The sequence below is a fragment of the Pseudoalteromonas sp. SR43-7 genome, from assembly GCF_014163785.1.
Taxonomy (GTDB): domain Bacteria; phylum Pseudomonadota; class Gammaproteobacteria; order Enterobacterales; family Alteromonadaceae; genus Pseudoalteromonas; species Pseudoalteromonas distincta.
This window is the reverse complement of sequence record NZ_JACJDY010000004.1, coordinates 88,659-112,389: the sequence shown is the minus strand read 5'-3', so window position 1 is coordinate 112,389 and position 23,731 is coordinate 88,659. Positions and strand designations below refer to the sequence as shown.

The window sequence follows — 23,731 nt, the reverse complement described above, 5'->3', positions numbered from 1 at the left end:
ATTAACGGCTTTTTCATGCTAATTGATAAAATAGCTACTGCGCTATCTTACCTTTTGTAATAGAAAAATCAGCAAACCTAACACGTTCTTCATCAGCGCGAAGGCTGTCGGTTTCAACAATTGAGCGGTATATTCCCCACTTAGGACGAGCAAAATCAGCATCACTAAAGCCGCGCCACATATCTATGTTTTGCTCGCTTATATTAAATATCTCTGCATTATCGCTTAAGCGCGTTAACGTCATATCAAACTTGCCATTTTCACTAAATGTAGCTTGTACAAATACCTCGACCCATTCATCTGTAATGAGTGACCAGTCGGTTTCAATGAGGTTTTTATCAAGCCCTGTGCTGATACCGTTTTCGTCAAAGCCTGCACTATATCGCACTTGCAGCTGGTTACCTGTACTATTTTTTTGCGCACCCGAGAGCGTAATAATAGGCTGCTCGTCATTACCATTGGTGTTGTCGTTACTTTCGTTACGGGCTTTTATTTGAAAAAAATGGCTAAACTTACTCGTAAGCTCAAGCTCGCTGCTTACTTTAAATTTCCAGCTATATTGAAATGTCTCACCCTCAAACGCCAGTGTTTCTTGTGGTGATTTATCGTAGGTTTTTATTTCGTTACGTTGTCTATCACTTACGCCTTTGTCTTTATCTTGGTCATCATCTCGGTGAGCTAAAAAGACAAAATGGTTACCAATTATCGTATCGGTATCTTCAATAATATGGACAACACTTTCATGATTGCCACCATATAAGTCTGGAGATTCAATTGACCCTTCGCCGAAGGTATTTTCAATAAGCGTGTATGCGCCAAGCCCCGAATTAACGCCATCTGATCGCAATAAAACGTGTGATATTTTCTCAAAGCCATCAGCTTGAGCTATTGGTGCACCTACAATTGTTATGATAATTTGTGCGCTGGTACCATCTACAGAGTTTACTGTTATTGTATCTTGTAGTGTTTCACTTTCACTTAAAGATGTTATTGAAGCGTTTAAATCGTCAAGTGTGTATGACCAATCTCCACCAGCATTTAAGCTAAAAAAACCATAGCTTGTAGCGCTATTTTCTTGTGCTACAAAAGCAGCTTCACCTGATTGTTGATCCGTAATAGTTAACGAGCCTGTTATTGCATCATAACTATCGCTAATAACTTCACCTAGAGTGTTACCACCAATTGTTGCAGGAGTTTGTGAAGAAATCGCTTCATTATTTTGCACCGTAGGATCAGAGCCTGAGCTGCCACAACCAGTAACTAAACAAGATAGAAGTATAGCTGTAACTGTATTACAGGGTTTAAGGGTATATTTAGACATGAGTAGTTCTGCGGTTAATAGTAAGTTAATTAAATATGAATTTACCAATTTATTGTACAAATAACCACAATTCAATTACCAATTAACATTACCAATTTACTGGTATTTTAAATTTAATTATAAAATCTATTATTTTCATAGTGATACAAAAAATTATTTCTATAGAGTGTTTATTTATATTTGTTTTAAAATAAAATTAGGTTAAACCTGAGTTACTTGAGATAATTAATACTGACATAATTATTTAGGTTCATTATGAAACTATTAGTTCGTAACTTGTCTCGTGCTACCACTGAGCATGAGCTTCGTACTTTATTTGCAGAGCACGGTAAAGTGACTACCTGTAACTTGGTACTTGATAAAGAAACTGGCCAATCTAAAGGTTTTGCCTTTGTAGAAATGCCAAACGACATAGAAAGTAAAAGCGCAATTACTGCACTTAACCAATCTACTGTTGATAAAAGTAAGATCCGCGTAAAACTTGCAGACGCATAAAGCTAACTGCAACCTATGCAAAAAAACCAGCTAATGCTGGTTTTTTGCTTTTAGTGCCAAGTATTGTATTTAAGCTTTATATTTAGCTAAAAAAACTAAGCGGTTATTCAATCGCTTTTTTTATACTTATAGTGCCCAGTATTATAAAAGAAGCAGACAGCACAAAAAATGTCTCCTGCTCAGCTAATATTGCAGCAGAAAAAAATGCAATGCCACTAGCTATAAATACCCACTTTTTTACATTGGCCCATTATGTGCTCCTTTAGATTGTTCGTTATTTATACGCCTTATAAAATCAATCTGCAATTGAATGAAAAGTTCTCTATAAAAATTCGACATCGCTGCGGTGCTTCCTTTATATTGAAAGCCTAATTAAATAACAATATGAAGACTATGGCATCTACTCTTTTAAAAAGCGCTAGCCTAAGCTTGCTAGTTGCACTCTTTGGCTGCTCAGAGCCTGCAAGCGAACAAACTCCATTAGAAAATACAGCAGGTGTAAGCCTTAGCAATATTAAACAGCATATTAAAACGCTAGCCTCTGATGACTTTGAAGGCCGAGGCCCACTTACTCATGGTGAAGTAAAAACCGTAGGCTACTTAAGCGAGCAATATAAAGCGCTGGGTTTAACCGGTGCTTATAAAGGTAAATACTTACAGCCTGTAAAAATGGCAATGGTGACAGCTAATCAGGATATGCAGTTAAAGGTAGGTGATTTAAGCTTTGAATCAGGTAAAGACTTTACCGCACGTACCGAGCAACTTCAGCCATTAATTGATGTACGCAATTCTGACATTGTATTTGTTGGCTATGGTATTAATGCACCAGAATATAACTGGAATGACTATAAAAATATTGATGTAACTGGTAAAACTGTGGTTGTGCTAGTTAACGATCCAGGCTTTGCTACTCAAAACGACGCCCTTTTTACTGGTAATGCAATGACCTACTATGGTCGTTGGACTTATAAATATGAAGAAGCCGCTCGCCAAGGTGCAAAGGCTGTATTTATTGTTCATGAAACAGCACCTGCGGCATATCCTTGGGGCGTAGTTGAAAGTTCAAACACCGGCACTAAATACACGTTAATGGATAACAATTTAAACGCGTCTAAATTACCGGTTATGGGCTGGCTAACACTTGATGCGACTGAGAAAATGTTTAACGCCGCAAAGCTTAACTACCAAGATTTAAAACAAGCAGCATTAAATGATGACTTTAAAGCGACGCCACTTAACTTAAAAGCAAACCTTGCCTTTAAAAACGAAGTATCACATGCAAAATCGCATAACGTAGTTGCACAAATTACAGGTAGCGAATCACCTGACGAATACGTTGTTGTCAGCGCTCACTGGGACCACTTTGGTACTAAACAAACTGATACCGGCCCTAAGATTTATAACGGCGCGGTAGATAACGCTTCAGGCACTGCAGCAACGCTTGAAATAGCACGTATAATGAGCAAAATGAACAAGCAAAAACCATTTAAACGCTCAATTATTTTTGCTAACTTTACAGCAGAAGAAACGGGGTTAATTGGCTCTGAAGAATTTGCATCGGGTGCGGTTGTACCTACAAAACAAATGGTCGGTCTATTAAATATTGATGGCATGAACGTGCTTGATGGCACTGACTACATTTTACAATACGGTAAAGATTTATCGACAATGGAAAACTATTTAGCAAAGGCTGCAAAATCACAAGGCCGTGTTGTTAAAATGGACCCTCGCCCGCAAAATGGCTTATTTTTTAGATCTGATCATTTCTCGCTTTCTAAGCAAGGCGTGCCTAGTTTATTATTTATGAGTCTGGGTGATACCGACCCTGAGTACATTGCGCATAAATACCATAAAGAAGCAGACGACTACTCAGCTGATTGGTCGTTAGGTGGTGTTAAGCAAGATATAGATCTTATTGTTGATATAGCCACACAGCTTGCAAATAATGGCGATTGGCCAAAGTGGACGAGCGAGTCTGACTTTAAAGCCAAACGCGCGCAAGATAAGCAATAAATAGCTATTAAATAGTTATGTAATATAAAAATCCTCCTACTTGGAGGATTTTTGTTTTAAACGAGCGCGCATTAATAGCGTTTCGGCCTTTGCACCTAAATAAACATAAATAGCCAGTGCAATTAAAAGCCCCACTACTGCAAGCATCATCGCTATTGCAGGCATTAAATACTCCGATTGCCCCAACGCCGCTTTAAACATAGTTAACAGCGCCTCAATTGATATAGCAATTAACACGGTAGATATAAACCGTGTAATAGTGCGCCGCGTAGATGAGTGCCTAAAAATATCCTTATGCATAAGGATTTCTTCTTCGAGTATTGTTTTACCTAAATCGAATACTGCTAATGCTAGGGTGATGTAAATAATGATACTAAAGGGTTCAAGTGGATCTGATGAGGTATCTACATGGGTTAATAGCGCGTATATATCACTAAAAACGATATTTAGTAGAAATAATACTAAACAAAATAAGCACGCCACAATAATACCGTAACCCGCTTTGAAGTAAGGCGACATATTAGCGCGCGCAGTATCACCCATTACAAACTCAATAAGCTGCGTTAAGCTCACATCGACGACCAAGTAATGTTGATTATTAATTGGTTTTTTTAGTTCTTTAATCGCCGATATACATAAATGGTTAGTCGCTATAGAAATGTAGGGATCAGTAAAGCACACTCTATCACTTGTTTTAGCGTTCAAAAAATAGGGTCGCTCGCTTAAATCTTGTTGATTACCACTTTCACCTAGTTTTTTGCTATATGCCCGTTTAAAGCAGACATTATTACCCTGCTGCAAACCTTCTGCATTTAAACAATATTGTAATTCTAAAAATGGGTACTGCTTAATCAGGTAGCGGGTATCACGCTCTTTAGTTAACCCATCCTCAATACTCATTAAAATAGATTCAAGTAAACTGTGTATTACATGCTCATATTCGTGGTAGCGCTCAACACTACTGATATAACTCATTCGCGCCATTTTAAATACTCATTAACCTAAGTTATAAATAGATTTGCAAGTTTAAAACCAACAATAAAATAACTTAAAAATCAGTAACTTGATACTATTCAAACTCAACTTTTGCACTATTTTGGTGACTAAACAGTAATATATTAAGTTAAATGCACAAAAAAGCAGCTAAGTATTAATTACTTAGCTGCTTTGTGAGTATGACTGGTAAGGCTTTACGACTAACTTAAATATAGAGCCTGTTACTGAACCTTCGAAAACTCTTCTTTAGATAATTCGCCATTTCCATCTGCATCTAATTGATCAAAAAGCTGTACTAGTTGCGAGTTAACTTGGGCTTCTGTTTTACTAATTACGCCGTCGCCATCTGTATCAAAAGAATCAAAATCTACCGCAGCAAACGCCGCTGAAGAAGAAGCTAGGGCTACAAGAGCTAGAGTTTTATGTAAAGTTTTCATAATCGTTTCCTTAGGCTTTGGGCCTGATTAGGGGTGACCTGATTAGAGGTAAGAAGTCCTTTTCAAAGATCCTTTAGGAGTAAAGTGTTTATAAATTAATATTCAAAAAAATCATTTTCTGTCGGACCACCGCTACTTTGAACATTCAGCTCGTCAAATTGCTTTATCACTTGCGCCGATTCTTCAGCTTGGCTAATTGAAGCGTTGTCGTCTGCGTCGAGTGTTTCAAAGTCTGTGTTTGCAAATACTACTGACGAAGAAACAATAGCCATAAGTACAAATGTTGATTGTATCTTTTTCATAATTTAATCCTTCAAAAGTATGCGGTGTCCTAAATAAATTTGCTCTATAGTGCTCTCTAGTCACTTCCTGGTTATTCTTTTTAGTAGGCTCCCTTGCCTACTTAGGTTGTCTTTGGCAACTCAGAATTTAGATAACATCACAGAGCATTAACTGCTTAAGGCTTTAATTTTAGGCCTTAGAAAACTCATCTTCAGATAGCTCACCATCTTGGTTTGTATCGAGTTCTTCAAATTTGCTTAAAAGCTCAGCATCTACTGAAGCTTCGGCTTGGCTGATTGCGCCATTACCATCTACGTCTAGCGTATCAAAATCTGTTGCTGCAAAAGCCGCTGATGAAGAAGCTAGCGCCATTAGTACTAATGTTGATTGAAATGTTTTCATAATAGTATTCCTTCATTGGGTTGTTGCGATTAAGGCCTTTGGCTTTCATCACGTTTTGCTTAATACACTCTAGGTATTACAACTTCGGTGCCACTTTTTATTTATTATTTAAAAACAATAAGTTAAATGATACAAAGCGAGAAAAGCTTAATTTGGGGAGGTGTTATTGTTGCTATTTAGCAACAGTCATTTAACTAAAAAAAATAAACCCATAAAAATCAATTGGTTAAGTTTAATTAAAAAGACACACTTTTGCTAAAAAGCCAATAAGGGGGCGTTTAGGTTAGCCTTCAAAATAAACTGAATATGAACATGGAAATTACATCGGATTTATTTGCGGCTATTAAATAATTAATTTACTTATAATCAGTAAGTTACATTGTTTTTGAAATTTATTATAAAAATTTTGGAAAGATATTTTGAAATTAACTGTTTTGTTGCCAAATGGCGAATTTATTTAGGAAGGTTTCAATGCTAAAGCTAAGTTGTAGCATTCAACTCATAGTTTAATGCGCTGTAAAACATAGGTTCGCTTGAGTTAATCAAACCTACATCGTGTGCCAGCTATTGGAGTGAGGTAAATTATATAGATTTAAACTACTTCCACCCTTGCAGCCACTTTTGGTTATCTTTTAAATCTCGCCAACTAATTGGATATTGATTTTTTGACATAACAGCCTCGGTAATACATTCAATTACATTACCGTCTTCATCAAATTCCACCTCAACAATAATGAAGTGTTTTTCTTTATTTATAGCAGGTGTTGCGGTCCATTTACTATTCAATAATTTTTTAGGGTTTAGTTTATTCATTTAGTATAACGACTCCTACTCATCTATTTATACAGCTTATATAAGGCAATTATACGACCCCAACACCTACTTAGTTCAGGTTACTGAGCAACTAGCTTACCTTTGTACATTTGCATTTGGCAATGAAAGTCATACTCACCGGCTTCAAGCGCAGGTAGTTTAACCGTATTGCCATCACCCATTGTTAGCGTTTTACTTATATCAAGCTGTGGAAATACCACTGTTTCGGCGCACGGCGCGCTGTCTTTTCTATCAAAGGTAAGTACAACCTCTTTGTTGGCTGCCACTATAATATGTCCTGGCTTATAAACACCGTTATCAACGACTATCGTTACTTTGTTGTCATCACTTTGTGTTTGCTCTGGTTTGTATAGCCAAAACCAATAAATAATTGCGGCTATTAACAGTGCACCACCTATATTAATCATCAACATAATGTACTCCTTAGCTGAAATTACGATTTATTTGGTTTGAAAAAACGTAAGCGATTAGCGTTACTTACCACTGTAAGCGATGAAAGTGCCATAGCTGCACCTGCAACAACAGGGTTAAGTAGTATGCCAAAAAATGGATACAACACGCCGGCTGCAATCGGAATACCCGCCACGTTATAAATAAAGGCACCAAATAGGTTTTGTTTAATATTTGAAATAGTTGCATTACTCACTGCAATTGCATCAGCAAGGCCATGTAACGAACCACGCATTAAGGTAATGTCTGCACTTTCTATTGCAACATCGGTACCTGTACCAATTGCAAATCCTACGTCGGCTTGTGCAAGTGCGGGGGCATCGTTAATACCATCCCCTGTCATACCCACTATTTCACCATTTGCTTGGCGCTTTGTTACTTCGTTTACTTTGTCATCGGGCATTACTTCTGCAATAAAGTCATCAATACCGACTTGCTTAGCAACGGCTTGTGCAGTGGCTTTGTTGTCACCTGTTAGCATAACTAGGTGGATACCTTTATCTTGCAGGCGTTTAATAGCTTCAACTGAATCCTCTTTAATTGGATCGGCTACTGCAATAATAGCGTGGAGCTTATTATTACTTGCAAAATACATGGGTGTTTTAGCATCACTGGCAAGTGTTTGAGCTTGCTCGGTTGCATCATCAACGGCCACGTTGTATTTACCCATTAGCGCTTTATTGCCAAACAACAATGTTTGCCCGTCAACACTGCCAGTGACACCTTTACCTGTAATTGCGTTAAAGTCGGCTACTTTACTTAAAGCTAAGCCCTGCTTTTTAGCGTGTGCCGTAATTGCTTGGGCCAGTGGATGCTCTGAGCTACTTTCAAGGCTTGCAACAAGTTGCATTACTGTATTTTCATCACTGTTATTAAAGGTAACTACATCGGTAACTTGCGGTGTGCCTTGAGTAATAGTGCCTGTTTTATCTAAAATCATGGTGGTGATTTTAGATGTTGTTTGCAGCGACTCACCATTTCGAATTAATATTCCTGACTCTGCAGCTTTACCAATACCCACCATAACTGACATAGGGGTTGCGAGTCCTAACGCACAAGGACAAGCAATAATAAGTACAGTGGTAACCGCAACAACGGCATAAGCAATTGATGGCTCAGGTCCAAAGTTTAACCATGCAAGGCCCGCAAGTACTGCAATAATCATGACCGTTGGTACAAATATTCCTGATATAACATCAGCTAAGCGCCCTATTGATGGCTTTGAGTTTTGTGCACGCTTTACCATATTGATAATATTGGCAAGTGTGGTTTCGCTACCAATGTGCGTGGCTTTAAATAATAAAGTGCCACTTTTATTAATACTTCCGGCAACGACTTTGTCGCCCGTTTTTTTGCTTACAGCCATTGGCTCACCAGTAAGCATTGACTCATCAACCGTACTGCTGCCTTCAATAACATCGCCATCCACAGGGATTTTTTCACCCGGGCGTACGCGTACTTCATCATTTTTTACAACATCACTAATGTCGATGTCTTGCTCTTGACCATCGCGAATTACGCGTGCAGTTTTTGGTTGCAGGCCAATTAAGCGTTTAATTGCTTGTGAGGTGCGCCCACGTGCTTTTACTTCAAAAGCGAGCCCTAAACTAATTAAACCGATGATCATCGATGATGCTTCAAAATATACGTGTCTTGCAACTTGTGGTAATAAGTTTGGTGCTATTACCACAAACATTGAATACAGCCACGCAGTACCTGTACCAAGCGCTATTAATGTATCCATATTGGCAGCATGGTTTTTGAATGCCTGCCATGCACCGTTGTAAAATTGTTTACCTGATATAGCCATAACCACAAGCGTGACTATACCCACTAAAAACCATGCTATTCGTTGTGTGTCGGTGGTCACACTCATGTCAAAAATAAGCCCGTATATCATTAACGGCGCACCGACCCCTAACGCTAATATCATATTACGCATTAGCTTTTTATAATGTGCCTCATCCGACTTTGCTTTTTCATCAAGTGCATCTTGATCAGACTCGTTACTCATTGGCTTAGCTGAATAACCAATGTTTTCGACTGCTTTAATAAGCGTGCTTTCGCGGGCTTTACCTTCTACACGGACAGTACGCTCAGCAAAGTTCATTTCCACGTTTTGCGCGCCTTGCACGCTATTAAGAGCTTTTTCAATTTTAGCCACACAACTGCCGCAATTAGCACCCTCAATAATAAAGTTTTGCGCGGTGTCTTTTGTATTAGTCGTCATTACGCTGCTCCTTATTTGCAGAATCGTTTATTGGATCAACAAAAGATTCTATTAAACTACATACGTCACTGGCATTTGCACCATCGGCTGATGTATCCCATTGCGCCAGAGCTGCATGCATTCTGTTTCGTAATTTTAATGTTTCTTGAAATAGTGCTTCGGTTTCTTCTAGGCGTTTAGTAATGAGTTTACGCGTTAACGGACAAGGACAATTCCCCTGCTCTGACTCGCCTATAATGTGTTGAATATCTTTGAGTGAAAAACCAAGTTGACGAGAGCTAATAATAAACTTTAAACGTTGCTGGTCTTGCTTTGTATACTCTTGATAGCCATTTTCTTCACTGCGTATTGGATTAAGTAACCCAACACGTGTGTAATGACGAACAGTATCGGCAGTCACGCCCATTAACTTGGCGAGTTGTTTAACATACATAATTTAGCCCCGTCGTGTTTCAGTAGCTTCATAATAAACCTAGGTGTAACACATAGGTCAATGACTATTTTAAAACTAATAAAATAATACTAATTGGCTTAATTAAGTGCTTTATTTGAGACAATAAAATAGTGTTGATAACAGAGCAAAGGTTTCGTTATTTAGTTGTTATTATTAATTGCCCCTGCATCCATGCAGTTGTAAATAAAAATGTTTTACGCAGTTAGCGCCGAATTTAATCCCTTAAATTTATTGAGTATTGTTGCTCATTGGTATAGTGACACAAACATAATTAACTTAAGCTGATATTGGCCGTGTATTATCTGAAGGGGGCGTAATTTAGCACAGAAGCGCCTAAGTAAGGCGCGTATTAATCTAAGGGCGTGTTGATCATTGGTGATTTAATTTATGCAGACTGTTTGGTCTTTAGGCAAGCCAGAGCCTATGTAGTGTGGTTATCCCCCATAAACAGGCGATAACGCAGCATAAATACCAAACATGCGCTGCCCTAGTTTGATTCGCTACGGCTTTGCTCTAATTCGTCGCTTAGTTGCTGCGCTAAAGTTTGTATTTTAGGCATAGCATCTTTCATTAAGCTTTGTGACATTTGCATAGACTCTTGCATTACAACAGGCATTTTTTCGAGTATTTTTTGCCCTGTATCTGTTTTATAAAATGCTAACATATCGGCAATTTCTTGCTCACTAAAATGCTTGTCGTATACATTGACCATCATTGGCTGCATTTTAGCCCAACTCATCTCAGTTTTTAATACCGTCGTCATGTCGCCGTAGTACTTATCAAAAATTGCTTGATCAGAAGGCTTAACACCCATTTGGTCTGACATGCCTTTCATCATACCTTCAACCTGGCCGTACATAGAGTCAACCATTGAATCTAAATTCATTACTTTAATGAGTTCATCTATTTTTTGCTGCTTAGTATTTTGTTCAGCATATAAACTACTAGAAAAAATTAGCAACGATAAAAGTAGTACCTTACCCATAATAATATCCTTTCATATAAATAATGGATTTATAGTCACATGAATAATTTGTATTGTAAATGGTACAAGCACTCATTAAAAAGGCCGAATAAAATGAATTTATTCGGCCTTTTATAAATTAATTTTTGCGTTAGTCGTCTTCTACATTATCTAGGCCTTTAGTGCCTTCTTTGGCTTTTAGCTTATGATGAATAGCTGACTTTATTAGCATGTAACCACTAATCGGTGCTGTAATTAGTAAAAATATAGTGATGAGTATTTCTTTAACACTTAGGCCATGCTCTGAACTTGCAAAATAAACCATAGCCGCAATTAACATACTCGCCATGCCTAACGTGGTTGCTTTAGTTGGTCCATGTAAACGCATAAAAAAGTCAGGTAGTTTAATTAAACCTATTGAGCCAATTAAAATAAACGTACCACCAAATAACAATAATATTGATACAACCCATTCGCTGATCATGTTTTCACCTTATTCAATTATATCGCCACGTAGTAAATACTTACACACTGCAACCGTGCTTATAAAGCCGAGCATGGCAATAAGCAGTGCAGCTTCAAAATAAAGCCCTGTATCCATACTAATGCTGTATAAAATAATCAGTGCGATGACGTTAATGTACATAGTGTCGAGCGCTAAAACACGGTCAGGCACTGACGGACCGATGATTAATCGCCATAAATTAAGCAATAATGATAAGCCAATCATCGAAAAAACAATGAGTAATATGGTGTCTAACATTGAAATATCTCCTTTAGTGGAGCTTCGTAGCGTTGTTTTATTTGTTTGATAAGTGCTTCTTCATCTTTAAGGTCAAGCACATGTATTAATAAGTAGCGTTGCGTTGGCTCTTCACCTTCAGGTAACGACTCAGCAATTGGATAAACCTCTGCACTCACAGTACCAGGTGTAAGCGATACACAACTAGCCAATATAGTAATTGGCATGTCGTGTGTTAAATCTATAGGAACTTTTATAAAGGCCGGACGCAATTTTTTTGATGGTCCAAGTATAAGTAAAGCCACTTGTAAATTTGCAACAACAATATCGTATAGCACTATAAGTAACTGCTTAAGCGCCAAGCCTGGCTTTAAAATCAGTGGCTGAGGGTCTCGAAACGAAAAACTTAATATAGGGATAAGTATCGCAAAAATAGTCGCTAATACTAAGTGCCCTACCGATACGCTATTGTTTAACAATAACCAAACCATAAACAAAAATAAGCTACGAAATGGCGTTGGTAACCAACGAAAACGGGCTTGTAATCTCATCACATGCCTCCTTTAAGTACAGCATTAATACCGCCGCTTAGATCATGTAACTGAGTAGCAGCATTTAGCATATATTCACTTATTGGTCCGCCCAAAATAACGAGCAATGGCGAACATGCAAGTAAAGCTATGATTACAGTTACCTGCAACGGGTGTGCACTTGCACAATCGGCATTTTCGCTACTTTTGCTTCTATGCTCCCAGAACAAAGTTGTGCCAGCGCGCGAAAGCGCTACTAACAACGCAAAACTTGTTACTAAATATACTGGCCAAAATAGTAAAGCTTGCTCACTGTTTAATGTCGCTTTAAGTATCCAAATTTTACCTACAAAGCCTGATAGTGGTGGCATACCAACTACCGTCAAAGACGCAATAATAAAGCACACACCTAATAAAAATGGCTGTTTTACAGAGCGACCTGCTACTAGTCTATCGCCAACTTTACCGCGCTGGATTGAAACTAAGTCTGCTAGTAAAAATAGTGCGGCACTAACAAGTGTTGAATGCACTAAATAATATAAAAGTGCAGCAGTGGCATTTACATTTTGCAATGCTATTAGCGCAACCAGCGTACCTACCGATACTAATACTAAGTTAGAGGTGAGTTTACGTAAGTCTTGTGCTGCCATCACACCAATTGCACCTACTATAATGGTCGCAATTGCTAAGCCCCAAAGCCAAGGCTGCGCCATGTGTTCAAGCGCTCCTGCTTGTTCGCCAAATATCACCGTATAAACACGAAGCATAGCGTAAACGCCTACTTTAGTCATAATCGCAAACAATGCAGCAACCACAGGTTTAGCACTTGCGTAAGTATTTGGAAGCCATAAATGCAGAGGTAATAGTGCGCCTTTTAAAGCAAATACTATTAATAGTAGTAAGCCGCCTGCTTTTGCTAGATAGACATCATCACCTGTAAGTAGTGATACCTTTTGCGTCATATCTGCAATATTAAGCGTACCAAGCACACCGTACAAAATACCCAAACCGATTAAAAATACGCTTGAGCCAACTAAATTCAATATTACATATTGCAATGCCGCACGAGTATTTTGTTTATCACCTGCGTGCATTAACAATGCATAAGATGCAATCAGTAGCACTTCAAAAAATACAAATAGATTAAATAAATCGCCAGTTAAAAACGCGCCATTTACACCTAATATCAGAAAGTGAACAAGTGGGTGATAAAAGCTGCCTTTTTCATCATCGCCAGCACTACCATATAAAATAGCGCCCAAACCTAAAAATGAAGTTAACGTAACCAATAAGGTAGACAACATATCGGCTACTAAGACTATTCCAAATGGTGCAGACCAATTACCAATAGCGTAAACGTTAATACCCGTATTATTAATATGTACAAGTAAAAGCACACTAATGGCAAAAGTAGCTATTGCCATTACAATTGAAACTAAGCGGCGAATTTTAACGCTTTTACCACATGGCGGTAGCAATAAAATTACAGCCGTCAGCATAGGTAATAAAATAGGGAGCGAAGCTAAATGTTGGATCATTTTTGCTCCTTATTATCTGCCGAGGTGTTAGGCACATAACCATCAACATGGTCGCTACCTAAATCGGCGCGTCCACGTATTGCCAAAATAACCACGAATGCGGTCATCGCAAAACCAATAACAATAGCTGTAAGCACTAAAGCTTGAGGTAATGGGTCGGCATATTCTGTACCAGTACCAAGCACTACCGCTTTATTAATAGTAAGGCGACCTGCTGAAAACAAAAATAAGTTAACAGCATATGAAATCATAGTAAGCCCAAGTACTACAGGGAACGTACGAGCTCTTAGCAGTAAAAACACACCGCAACTGACCAATACTCCAACGCAAGATGCGTACAATAATTCCATTAAATATTTACCTCTTTTTTCTGGGTATCTGCCGTCATATTACCTAAGCTTGCCAAAATCATTAGCGTAGCGCCTACAACCGTTAAGTAAACACCTAGGTCAAATGCAATCGCGCTGGCAAGCTCTGTTTTACCGACAAACGGAATATCAAAGTAGTCAAACCAAGTTGTTAAAAATGGCTTATCAAAGAACCAGCTACCCACACCAGTGAACAGTGAAATACCAATGCCTGAAGCTATGATTTTACGATAATTAACATCAAAACGTCCGTTTATCCATGCTGTACCATGCGCCATGTATTGCAAAATAAACGCGATTGACGTTACCAGTCCTGCAATAAAGCCACCGCCAGGTAAGTTATGTCCGCGTAAGAAAATATATGCAGAAACCAATAACGCAAGCGGTAATAAACTTTGTGAAATACTCGCCAGTAAGATTGGGTGGCGCTCTCGTGCCCATGGGCGCCCTTCGCTGTCACTTGCTGGCATAAATAATGGGATTCGAGAAAGTACTTTAAATATACCTAATGCGGCAATGCCTAATACGGTAATTTCACCAAGCGTATCAAAGCCCCTAAAGTCGACTAAAATAACGTTAACTACATTAGTACCACCGCCACCAATTTTAGCGTTAGCAATAAAGAAGTCTGAGATTGAATCTAATGGACGTGTAAGTAATGCATAACAGATACTCGCTATAACTACACCTAAAGTAGAGGCAATTCCTAAATCTCGAAGTACGCGTAATGAACTTGATTCTTTTGGCGTATGCTGGGGCAAGAAAAACAATGCCAGCATTAGTAAAATAATAGTAACAACCTCAACAGTTAACTGTGTAAGCGCTAAATCTGGAGCAGAAAAACGTGTGAACACAACCGATACCATTAACCCTACGATTGAGAGCATTAACAACGATACCATTCGAGAGCGATGCCAAATAACGGTAGCAAGAGCACCAATAATCAATAAGCCTGCCCCAATTGCATTGTGCACATCAACAGGGGTAAGTGGCATGCTGCCGGCAAGTTGTTGCATTTCAAATAATGGCCAACCAGCACACAGTAAGACTACCGCTAACATAATTACTAGGTAGCGCTGCAGCGATCCATTTTCGATACTGCTTACCTTTGACTGACACCAGGCAACAACACTTAAAATTACACGTTCAAAGGTTTTTTTAGCGTTTAAAGGTGGTAATGACGCTTGAAACTGAAATAGATATTTACGATTAATATAAATAAATAAACCGCCAGCAATCGCCATTGCACTCATTAATAGAGGCAAGTTAAACCCGTGCCAAATAGCCAATTCGTAAACTGGCATTTCTTTTCCAAGTACAGCTAAAGACGCCGCAGATAAAATGCCATCAATTGTAAAGTGTGGGAACATACCCACTAGCAAACAAATCACAACTAATATTTCTATTGGTACTCGCATATAACGTGGCGGTTCGTGCGGCGTGCGAGGTAAATCGATTGGCTCACCATTAAAGAACACGTCATGAATAAAGCGTGCGGAGTACGCAACAGCTAATGCGCCTGCAACGGTTGCCAGTACTGGAATTAACCACGACATAGAACCAAGCACTTGCTGATGCAGCGTTTCTGCAAAAAACATTTCTTTAGATAAAAACCCATTAAGTAATGGAACCCCTGCCATTGCAGCCGCCGCGACCATTGCAAGCGTTGCAGTGTATGGTAAGTATCGCCACATACCATTTAATTTACGCATATCGCGCGTGCCTGTTTCATGATCGATAATACCAACGGCCATAAATAACGACGCTTTAAACGTTGCATGGTTAATTATATGAAATATAGCAGCAACAGTCGCAAGCTCAGTATCAAGCCCGAGTAATAGCGTTATTAAACCCAAATGGCTTATTGTTGAGTAGGCTAACAATCCTTTTAAATCGTGTTTGAATAACGCTATATAAGCACCAAACAACAACGTAGCTAAACCTGTTAACCCAACAAGTAAGAACCACGTATCGGTGCCAGCTAAGGCAGGATGAAAACGTGCTAATAAAAATATACCGGCTTTTACCATGGTTGCAGAATGTAAATACGCGCTCACTGGCGTAGGCGCTGCCATTGCATGAGGAAGCCAAAAATGAAATGGAAATTGTGCCGATTTAGTAAACGCACCCAATAGCACCAATACTAATGCTACTTCGTATAAATCGTGAGATTGAATTATCGCTTTACTCGCTAGGATAACATCTAGGTCATAACTACCAACAATATCACCTAATAGCATTAAGCCTGCAAGTAACGCTAAGCCGCCCGCGCCTGTTACAGCAAGAGCCATACGAGCACCCTTTCGCGCTTCAGACTTATGCCACCAAAAACTAATTAATAAAAATGAGCTGATGCTCGTTAATTCCCAAAACAACCACAGCTGAATAACATTGTTAGACATAACAATGCCAAGCATTGCGGTCATAAACAGCATTAAATAACTATATAACTTAGCCATTGAGTCGTTGGCACTGAGGTAGTAACGCGTGTAGAGGATAACGAGCAAGCCTATGCCTAAAATCATAAACATAAACAATAAACTGAGGCCGTCTAACCGCAGAGATAGGTCGAGCCCTATTGACGGGATCCAAGCGAAAGAGTAACGAATGGTTTCGCCCGCTAAAACTGCAGGTGCATGGTATAAAGTTATTCCCAAAGCCGTTAAAGGCGCAAGAGCCGTTAAACTAGTGCTTAAATTGCGGGATAACTTACCTGTGCATGCAGAAATAACACTGCCAATTAAGGATAACAAGGGTATCCAGAGCAAAGTCATAATGTAGGGCCTTTTATTATCATAAGTTTATCAGGGCATCTCTTTTTAATACTAAGGGATGCTTTTACTGCCTGTTTTTAAACGACATTAATGACTATAGTTATACTGAAAAACACTGATTTTGTCTATAAAAAGCGGTTCTGTATGGGTGTTTTTTAAACATGAACTAACAATTTATTAAGCCTACAAAAACAATTAATTAATACTGATAATTGTTAATTTAATATGGCCTTATTTGCAAATGTAAGCGCGCTGGAGTGGCGATAAGAATTACCATTGGTCATATCTAAATGCTTCAACCAAATCTCTCTATACTGCGCCGAGAGCCCTAACTGCTGATATTGCATAATAGACCAATTTTCACTAGGTTTATATGCAACACCACCTATCTGGCAACTCTTTGCTTTATGCCAGCCTATTGGGGGCGACTCATCATGAGAAATAAATAAATTAGGTGCCACAAAACCTGTTTTTGCACACAACCATGCTTGTTTAGTTTTAGGCAAAGCATATTCATCTTCAAAACCGTTAAAATGCATCAACTCATGCAAAAACACACTGTATTTTGCTTTTGAGTTTATTAGCATTGTTCCTTTAGTAACATTAGCCGTTCCATCTTTTGGCATCATTACTATAAAATCAAAATTGTTAGGAAGCTGGTTATTGAGTTTAGCTGATTGCCAGTCACACTTTGCTATTTGATTAGTGCTACTTTTACACTCAAGCATACCTGCAACGTAAACAGGTTTTGAAAAGCAAAAAATATTTTCACGGGGCTCTGGCTGTTTATTATAAGCATTAATAAACTCGGTGAGTTTATATAAGCCACTGCGATGATCGCTCATAGTCAGCACGTTAAACATACATTGCTTATTAGGTTTACTTATATTTATTAAAGATGAAAAACCGAGAGCGTGGATAAACTCACTAGATACTTTACTCTGTGGTGTTTTTAACTGAAGCTTTAGATGATTTAGCACATCCCCAGCTGGTAATTTTTTTTTACTAGCTAGTAACTTTAAATCGCTCCAACGTGAGTGCTCAAGTAACTTTGCTGCTAATATTTTACGCTCTGGGATTGTTAAATCATTTAATGCTCTGAGCCAAAATTGTTTTGCAGTATCGCTCTGACTGTTTTTAATAAGCTTAAGAGAATACATATATTGGGCTGAAGAAATTTTACTGCGGGCGAGTATAGCTAAAGAGGTATTTGGTAACTGCTCTAAGTGATCAGAAAAATAACCAGGTGATTTCCAATAACTTTGTAGCACATTAGCTTTTACGTTTAAAACATGCCAAAAGCCAATAGCGCCTAGGTGATTACTCGAGCCTGTAATTAACAAACAACATAGTAATACACCTATTAATTTAAAACGCTTAACTTGCGTCAACACCCTGCATCAACTCAAGCTCTAAACGCGCATATTTGTACTCAATAAACTCGTGTACATTAGTTGCTAGCGCAAGCCTAAAGTAGTCTGATGCTAAATACAGCTCACCTGCTGCTTGATGCATTTTAGCTAAATAAAAATAAGCTTCGCATAAACGCTGCGCATATTCTTGCTCAGTTCTAACACCATCACTAATGCCAGATAAAAATGCATGTTCACTCATATCCCCCGTATAAAGAGAAATTAACTGGTACGCCCATTGTGACTCATCAAGCGCAGTGGCATTTTGTTTAAGTGCATCAAGCGCAACGGCTTTATCCTCTTGTGCTTGTGCTAAATAAACCCATAAAACTCGGTACGGATCTTTTGGAGAGCGAGCTAAAAATTCATTAAAATCATTTTTAGCAAGGCCTGCTCTGTCGCCGTAATACAGTGCGATACCACGATTTAAATAGGCGTATTCATGCTCTTCATCAAGTTCTAGGGCAGAATCGAAAAACTCATAGGCTTTTTCATACTGCTGCATAAGCGTATGTTGAATACCTAAAAAATTATACACTTCAGCTAAATCAGGCTTAAGCTTTACTGCGCGATTAAAATCAATACGCGAAAGAGTTGTCATACCTAGACTATCAAAAAGTACACCACGGTCGTAATAAAGCTTAGCTTGTTGTTCTTCGCTTAAGTCGGCTCTATTTAATAGCTCTGAGTAGCGTGCAATAGCAATTTCACTTCTAAAGTCAGAAGCTAAAGGTGCAGTAAATGGCACATTAACAATCGGGGTAGGTTCTGATTCTGTTGTAGTTTGGCAAGCGCTTAAAGACAAAATAGCAAAAGATGCCAAAGCTAAATGTTTGAGTATCATTAAAATCCTTAATACCAAGATATATCGCGATTAATATAAGACAGACCTTGTCCAATAAGGTTTCATTAAAGCATAAAAAAAAGGGGCTAAACAGCCCCTTTTTTACTATCTAGCTAATATAACTAGATTAATAAGTTAGCAATTACGCGTCAGTTGGCGCGTCAGCTGCAGGTGCTGCTGATTCCATTGCTTCTTTAATACTTAGACGTACACGGCCTTGGCGATCTACTTCTAGTACTTTAACTTTAACTTCTTGACCTTCAGAAAGGTGATCAGCCACGTTATTAACGCGCTCAGTACTAATTTGAGAAATATGTACTAGACCATCTTTGCCAGGAAGAATGTTTACAAACGCACCGAAGTCTACGATACGTACAACTTTACCTTCGTAGATAGTACCTACTTCAAGTTCAGCTGTTAATTGCTCAATACGGCTAATTGCATTAGCTGCACTTTCGCCATCTGTAGCGGCAATTTTAATTGTACCGTCGTCACCGATTTCAATCGTTGTACCAGTTTCTTCAGTAAGCTGACGAATAGTTGCTCCACCTTTACCAATAACTTCAGCGATTTTCTTCTGTGGGATTTTCATTGTGTATATGCGAGGAGCAAACATCGATAGCTCTTCAGAAGGAGCAGAAATCGCTTCATCCATCACTTCTAAGATATGTAAACGTGCAGCTTTTGCTTGTTTAAGCGCAATTTGCATGATTTCTTGAGTGATACCTTCGATTTTGATATCCATTTGAAGTGCAGTAATACCCGCAGCAGTACCGGCAACTTTAAAGTCCATGTCACCTAAGTGATCTTCATCACCTAAAATGTCAGAAAGAACAACGAATTTATCGTCTTCTTTAACTAGACCCATCGCAATACCGGCAACAGATGCTCTAATTGGTACACCCGCGTTCATAAGTGCTAGAGAAGTACCACAAACAGACGCCATTGAAGAAGAACCGTTTGATTCAGTAATTTCAGATACCACACGGATTGAGTAAGGGAACTCAGTAAGTGTAGGCATTACAGCTGAAATACCACGCTTAGCAAGGTTACCATGGCCGATTTCACGACGCTTAGGAGAACCAACAAAACCAGTTTCACCTACACAGAATGGAGGGAAGTTGTAGTTAAGCATAAAGTGGTTTTTATGAGTACCAGTTAAATCGTCGATTAACTGTGAATCACGTTCTGTACCAAGTGTCGCTGTTACTAACGCTTGAGTTTCACCACGTGTAAAGATAGCAGAACCGTGAGTACGCGGTAATACGCCAGTCATTACGTCTAGTGCACGAATCATATCTGGTTCACGACCATCGATACGTTTTTCGCCAGCAGCGATACGGCCACGAACGATTTTCTTCTCAAGTGAACCGAAGATTTTGCCAATTTCTTGCTTGTCTAAAGACTCGCCTTCAGCAAGTTCAGCTGTTAATACTGCAACAACTTCATCTTTAGCTTCACCAAGAGCTTCTTTACGCGCTACTTTATCAGTGATTAAGTAAGCTGCGCCTACTTTTTCAGCAGCAATAGTTGCTACTTTATCTTCTAGTGCAACATTTTTCTCAGGTGCAGTCCAATCCCAAGTAGGCTTGCCTGCTTGCGCTTTAAATTCTTCGATTGCAGTAATGATCGCTTGAGATTGCTCATGACCATATACAACAGCGCCAAGCATTACGTCTTCTGCAAGTACGTTAGCTTCTGATTCAACCATAAGTACCGCTTTATCAGTACCGGCTACCACTAAATCAAGTTGGCTTTCTTCAAGCTCTTTTAATGTAGGGTTAAGTACGTATTCGCCGTTGATGTAACCAACACGAGATGCACCAATTGGACCACTGAATGGAATACCAGAGATAGCAAGTGCTGCTGAAGTACCAATCATCGCAACCATATCAGGTTGGATTTCAGGGTTAACAGAAACAACAGTAGCAATAACTTGTACTTCGTTTACAAAGCCGCTTGGGAAAAGTGGACGAATTGGACGGTCAATAAGACGTGCAATAAGAGTTTCGCCATCGTTAGGACGGCCTTCACGCTTTAAGAAACCACCAGGGATACGACCAGCAGCGTACATACGCTCTTGGTAGTTAACTGTTAGTGGGAAAAAGTCTTGACCAGGTTGTGCTTCACGCTTACCAACAACAGTTACTAAAACTGAAGTGTCGCCAATGCTTGCAAGTACAGCGCCGTCTGCTTGACGAGCGATTGCACCAGTTTCTAGAGTCACTGTATGTTGACCTAGTTTGAATTCTTTAATAATTGCTTGCACTTAAAATATTCCTTAAATGTATTCTAATAAGTTGTCATCAAAGTACCAATTACAGTACATAATTGTATTCAGTTGGAAATCAATTAAGTACTACAATTGGCAATGATGTGAATAATTGCAGATAAACCTTTTTACCTACGCGCATAGTATATACCAAAGCTACTTCAAAATGCGAGTCTAGGGTGTGTTGTTCTTTGTGGATTGAAATTTGTTCATCCTAGGGCAGCGCATGTTTGGCATTTATGCTGCGTTATCGCCTATTTATGGGGAATAACCACACTACATAGGCGCTGCCTTGCCTAAAGACCAAACATACAGCTGCAAAATTAATCACGAAAGGTCAACACACACTAGCTACTAGATTTAAGTTGGGCTAATGAGTGGGTAAATACAACGATGCTTGATAAGCTATGAAATAGGAGTTTTACAATATAATTCAATAAGTTTATAAATTTGCTTTATTTTCAAACACAAATTTTAGGCACAAAAAAAGGAGCTAAAAAGCTCCCATTTCTATAATCTAGTTCTTAACGACGTAGGCCAAGTTCTTTGATTAGTGCAGTATAACTAGTGATATCTTTACCTTTAAGGTAATCAAGTAGTTTACGGCGAGTGCTTACTTTACGAAGCAGACCACGACGTGAGTGGAAGTCATGCTTGTGATCAGCAAAGTGACCTTGAAGCTTGTTGATATCATAAGTAAGTAATGCTACTTGTACTTCTGATGAACCTGTATCGCCTTCTGCACGTGCAAATTTAGCAATGATATCGATTTTTTCTTGATTGCTTAGTGACATAGTAACTCCAAAAATTAAATTTAAAAGGTGTCTTAGCCGATCACTAATTCAGCCAAAACGATTAAGCCGGCGTATTCTACCAACTGTGGGAATAACTACAAGTTAATTATTCCCATCTACAACTAATAAGCCACTGCTGGGCACACTAATTGCTTATTCAGGCTTTACGTAATCATCTTGCTGGCTAGCAAGACCACGTTTAACCTTTAAATGGCCACTTGAGTTGCGCTCGCCAGTACCAATAAACACACCATCCGCAACAACTTTAATTGCCCCCTCAGGTAAAGCTTCAGGTAACTCGACTGCTTGCCCATGACTAAATACTTTGCCCTGCTCTTTCGAAATTTCAATAACAGGTAAATCAGTTAAAGCAGTGTCTATAGGTAATAACAACGAGTCTAAATAAGTAGAAGGCGCAAGCTCTTCTGCTTTTGCTTTAGCAAGCAACGCTTCAATTTCATCAAGCGAAACCATTTTATCTGCCGGATACTGACCAACAGCAGTTCTGTGAAGCATTATAACGTGTGCGCCACACCCTAGGTTTTCGCCCAAATCATCAACGATTGTACGAATATACGTCCCTTTTGATACATGAGCCGTCATTTGTAATACGTTGTTTTGTTCATCAAATTCGTCAAACGATAAGCTAAACACATTTATTTTTCTGCATTTACGAGGGACTTCAATACCCTCTCGTGCGTACTTATATAATGGTCTACCTTGATACTTAAGTGCTGAGTACATTGATGGATATTGATCTGACTCACCAACAAAAGCTGCAATTTCTTTTGTTAACTGCTCACGCGTTACGTTCACATCTTTAGTACTAACAATTTCGCCATCAGAATCTGATGTTGTTGTACGCTCACCCAGTTTTGCTCGAACGATATAGGTTTTATCTGTATCGAGTAAAAACTGCGTAAACTTAGTCGCTTCACCAAAACAAATTGGTAGCATACCTGTAGCAAGTGGATCTAAAGCACCAGTGTGTCCTGCTTTTTGTGCAAAATAAACACCTTTCGCTTGCTGCAGAGCTTTATTTGATGAAATGCCTTGCGGTTTGTTTAACAACAAAATACCGTCAACTGCACGGCCTTTACTGCGCTTTGCCATCTGTATCAGTGCCTTCTTCGCTATCTGTATCTTCTACGTGCTTAGTACTTTGTTCACTATCTGAAGTATCAGCATCAACACTTTCTACATCTTCATCTACATGCTTTGCGTTATCTTCGCGGATAATAGAATCCACTAAATTAGAAATACGCATACCTTCCATTAAAGAGTTATCAACTACAAACTTTAACTCAGGCATTATACGTGCACGAATACGCTTACCAAGTAACGAGCGAATATAACCCGTTGCTTCATTAAGTACTTTTGCGCTTTGCTTTGCTGCATCTTCGTCTTGTGTGTTAAACACAGTGATGAAGATTTTGGCATAAGATAAATCACGCGATACTTCTACCGCTGACACTGTCACCATACCTAAGCGTGGATCTTTAATTTCGCGTTGTAAAATTACAGCAATTTCTTTTTGGATTTGCTGTGCAACACGATCAGTGCGAGAAAATTCTCTCAT

Annotated in this window: 24 protein-coding genes; 2 read left to right on the top strand and 22 right to left on the bottom strand. The window is 38.9% G+C overall.

Annotated features, from left to right (window positions below; translation table 11 throughout):
* Window positions 1-34: 34 nt before the first annotated feature.
* Complete coding sequence (locus H5087_RS04470; protein WP_182671321.1) at window positions 35-1,321, bottom strand: VCBS domain-containing protein; 1,287 nt, start codon at window positions 1,319-1,321, stop codon at window positions 35-37.
* 255 nt (window positions 1,322-1,576) lie between these two features.
* Between H5087_RS04470 and H5087_RS04465 the strand changes: the two genes are divergently transcribed.
* Window positions 1,577-1,816, top strand: a complete 240-nt coding sequence (locus H5087_RS04465; RefSeq protein ID WP_002958513.1) for an RNA-binding protein — start codon at window positions 1,577-1,579, stop codon at window positions 1,814-1,816.
* 393 nt (window positions 1,817-2,209) lie between these two features.
* Complete coding sequence (locus H5087_RS04460) at window positions 2,210-3,829, top strand: M28 family metallopeptidase (protein ID WP_182671320.1); 1,620 nt, start codon at window positions 2,210-2,212, stop codon at window positions 3,827-3,829.
* 36 nt (window positions 3,830-3,865) lie between these two features.
* Here the strand turns inward: H5087_RS04460 and H5087_RS04455 are convergent, their stop codons facing one another.
* From H5087_RS04455 to rbfA, 21 genes are all read right to left on the bottom strand, one after another.
* Entirely contained in the window at window positions 3,866-4,813 is a 948-nt protein-coding gene (locus tag H5087_RS04455; protein WP_024605575.1) for a PDC sensor domain-containing protein, read from the bottom strand.
* Window positions 4,814-5,046: 233 nt separating this feature from the next.
* Window positions 5,047-5,262: an EF-hand domain-containing protein gene (locus tag H5087_RS04450; RefSeq protein ID WP_002958509.1), complete on the bottom strand. Its 216-nt coding sequence runs from the start codon at window positions 5,260-5,262 to the stop codon at window positions 5,047-5,049.
* A gap of 95 nt (window positions 5,263-5,357) precedes the next feature.
* On the bottom strand, window positions 5,358-5,564 hold the full coding sequence (locus H5087_RS04445; protein WP_182671319.1) for a calmodulin: 207 nt from the start codon (window positions 5,562-5,564) through the stop codon (window positions 5,358-5,360).
* Between the two features lie 169 nt (window positions 5,565-5,733).
* Window positions 5,734-5,946 carry a calmodulin gene (locus H5087_RS04440; RefSeq protein WP_007585535.1) on the bottom strand — a complete coding sequence of 71 codons (213 nt, stop codon included), beginning with the start codon at window positions 5,944-5,946 and terminating at the stop codon, window positions 5,734-5,736.
* Window positions 5,947-6,543: 597 nt separating this feature from the next.
* Window positions 6,544-6,759, bottom strand: coding sequence for a TIGR02450 family Trp-rich protein (locus H5087_RS04435; protein ID WP_002958506.1), 216 nt, complete (start codon window positions 6,757-6,759; stop codon window positions 6,544-6,546).
* Window positions 6,760-6,839: 80 nt separating this feature from the next.
* Window positions 6,840-7,193 (bottom strand): cupredoxin domain-containing protein, encoded by a 354-nt coding sequence (locus H5087_RS04430; RefSeq protein ID WP_182671318.1) that lies wholly within the window; start codon window positions 7,191-7,193, stop codon window positions 6,840-6,842.
* A 20-nt stretch (window positions 7,194-7,213) separates the two neighbouring features.
* Window positions 7,214-9,460, bottom strand: a complete 2,247-nt coding sequence (locus H5087_RS04425; protein ID WP_182671317.1) for a heavy metal translocating P-type ATPase — start codon at window positions 9,458-9,460, stop codon at window positions 7,214-7,216.
* A complete protein-coding gene (locus H5087_RS04420; RefSeq protein WP_010554688.1) occupies window positions 9,450-9,893 on the bottom strand; it encodes a MerR family transcriptional regulator in 444 nt (147 codons plus the stop codon). The genes H5087_RS04425 and H5087_RS04420 overlap by 11 nt, the downstream gene beginning before the upstream one ends.
* Window positions 9,894-10,401: 508 nt before the next feature.
* Window positions 10,402-10,899, bottom strand: a complete 498-nt coding sequence (locus H5087_RS04415) for a DUF2059 domain-containing protein (protein WP_182671316.1) — start codon at window positions 10,897-10,899, stop codon at window positions 10,402-10,404.
* Window positions 10,900-11,029: 130 nt separating this feature from the next.
* Complete coding sequence (locus tag H5087_RS04410) at window positions 11,030-11,362, bottom strand: Na+/H+ antiporter subunit G (RefSeq protein WP_002958501.1); 333 nt, start codon at window positions 11,360-11,362, stop codon at window positions 11,030-11,032.
* A gap of 9 nt (window positions 11,363-11,371) precedes the next feature.
* Window positions 11,372-11,641 carry a K+/H+ antiporter subunit F gene (locus H5087_RS04405; RefSeq protein WP_182671315.1) on the bottom strand — a complete coding sequence of 90 codons (270 nt, stop codon included), beginning with the start codon at window positions 11,639-11,641 and terminating at the stop codon, window positions 11,372-11,374.
* Window positions 11,635-12,171 (bottom strand): Na+/H+ antiporter subunit E, encoded by a 537-nt coding sequence (locus H5087_RS04400; protein WP_002958499.1) that lies wholly within the window; start codon window positions 12,169-12,171, stop codon window positions 11,635-11,637. Before H5087_RS04400 ends, H5087_RS04405 begins: the two co-directional genes overlap by 7 nt.
* The gene (locus H5087_RS04395; protein ID WP_182671314.1) at window positions 12,171-13,688 is read right to left on the bottom strand and encodes a monovalent cation/H+ antiporter subunit D; all 1,518 of its coding nucleotides are present in this window, start codon (window positions 13,686-13,688) and stop codon (window positions 12,171-12,173) included. Before H5087_RS04395 ends, H5087_RS04400 begins: the two co-directional genes overlap by 1 nt.
* The gene (locus tag H5087_RS04390; RefSeq protein WP_010554685.1) at window positions 13,685-14,038 is read right to left on the bottom strand and encodes a Na+/H+ antiporter subunit C; all 354 of its coding nucleotides are present in this window, start codon (window positions 14,036-14,038) and stop codon (window positions 13,685-13,687) included. Before H5087_RS04390 ends, H5087_RS04395 begins: the two co-directional genes overlap by 4 nt.
* A complete protein-coding gene (locus H5087_RS04385; RefSeq protein ID WP_024603510.1) occupies window positions 14,038-16,830 on the bottom strand; it encodes a monovalent cation/H+ antiporter subunit A in 2,793 nt (930 codons plus the stop codon). The genes H5087_RS04390 and H5087_RS04385 overlap by 1 nt, the downstream gene beginning before the upstream one ends.
* 215 nt (window positions 16,831-17,045) lie before the next feature.
* Window positions 17,046-18,221, bottom strand: coding sequence for a hypothetical protein (locus H5087_RS04380; protein WP_182671382.1), 1,176 nt, complete (start codon window positions 18,219-18,221; stop codon window positions 17,046-17,048).
* The gene (gene nlpI / locus H5087_RS04375; RefSeq protein ID WP_002958493.1) at window positions 18,208-19,086 is read right to left on the bottom strand and encodes a lipoprotein NlpI; all 879 of its coding nucleotides are present in this window, start codon (window positions 19,084-19,086) and stop codon (window positions 18,208-18,210) included. The genes H5087_RS04380 and nlpI overlap by 14 nt, the downstream gene beginning before the upstream one ends.
* Window positions 19,087-19,228: 142 nt before the next feature.
* A complete protein-coding gene (pnp, locus tag H5087_RS04370; RefSeq protein WP_182671313.1) occupies window positions 19,229-21,355 on the bottom strand; it encodes a polyribonucleotide nucleotidyltransferase in 2,127 nt (708 codons plus the stop codon).
* A gap of 527 nt (window positions 21,356-21,882) precedes the next feature.
* Window positions 21,883-22,152: a 30S ribosomal protein S15 gene (gene rpsO / locus H5087_RS04365; RefSeq protein ID WP_002958490.1), complete on the bottom strand. Its 270-nt coding sequence runs from the start codon at window positions 22,150-22,152 to the stop codon at window positions 21,883-21,885.
* Between the two features lie 153 nt (window positions 22,153-22,305).
* The gene (truB, locus tag H5087_RS04360; RefSeq protein ID WP_002958489.1) at window positions 22,306-23,265 is read right to left on the bottom strand and encodes a tRNA pseudouridine(55) synthase TruB; all 960 of its coding nucleotides are present in this window, start codon (window positions 23,263-23,265) and stop codon (window positions 22,306-22,308) included.
* The gene (gene rbfA, locus H5087_RS04355; protein ID WP_182671312.1) at window positions 23,249-23,731 is read right to left on the bottom strand and encodes a 30S ribosome-binding factor RbfA; all 483 of its coding nucleotides are present in this window, start codon (window positions 23,729-23,731) and stop codon (window positions 23,249-23,251) included. Before rbfA ends, truB begins: the two co-directional genes overlap by 17 nt.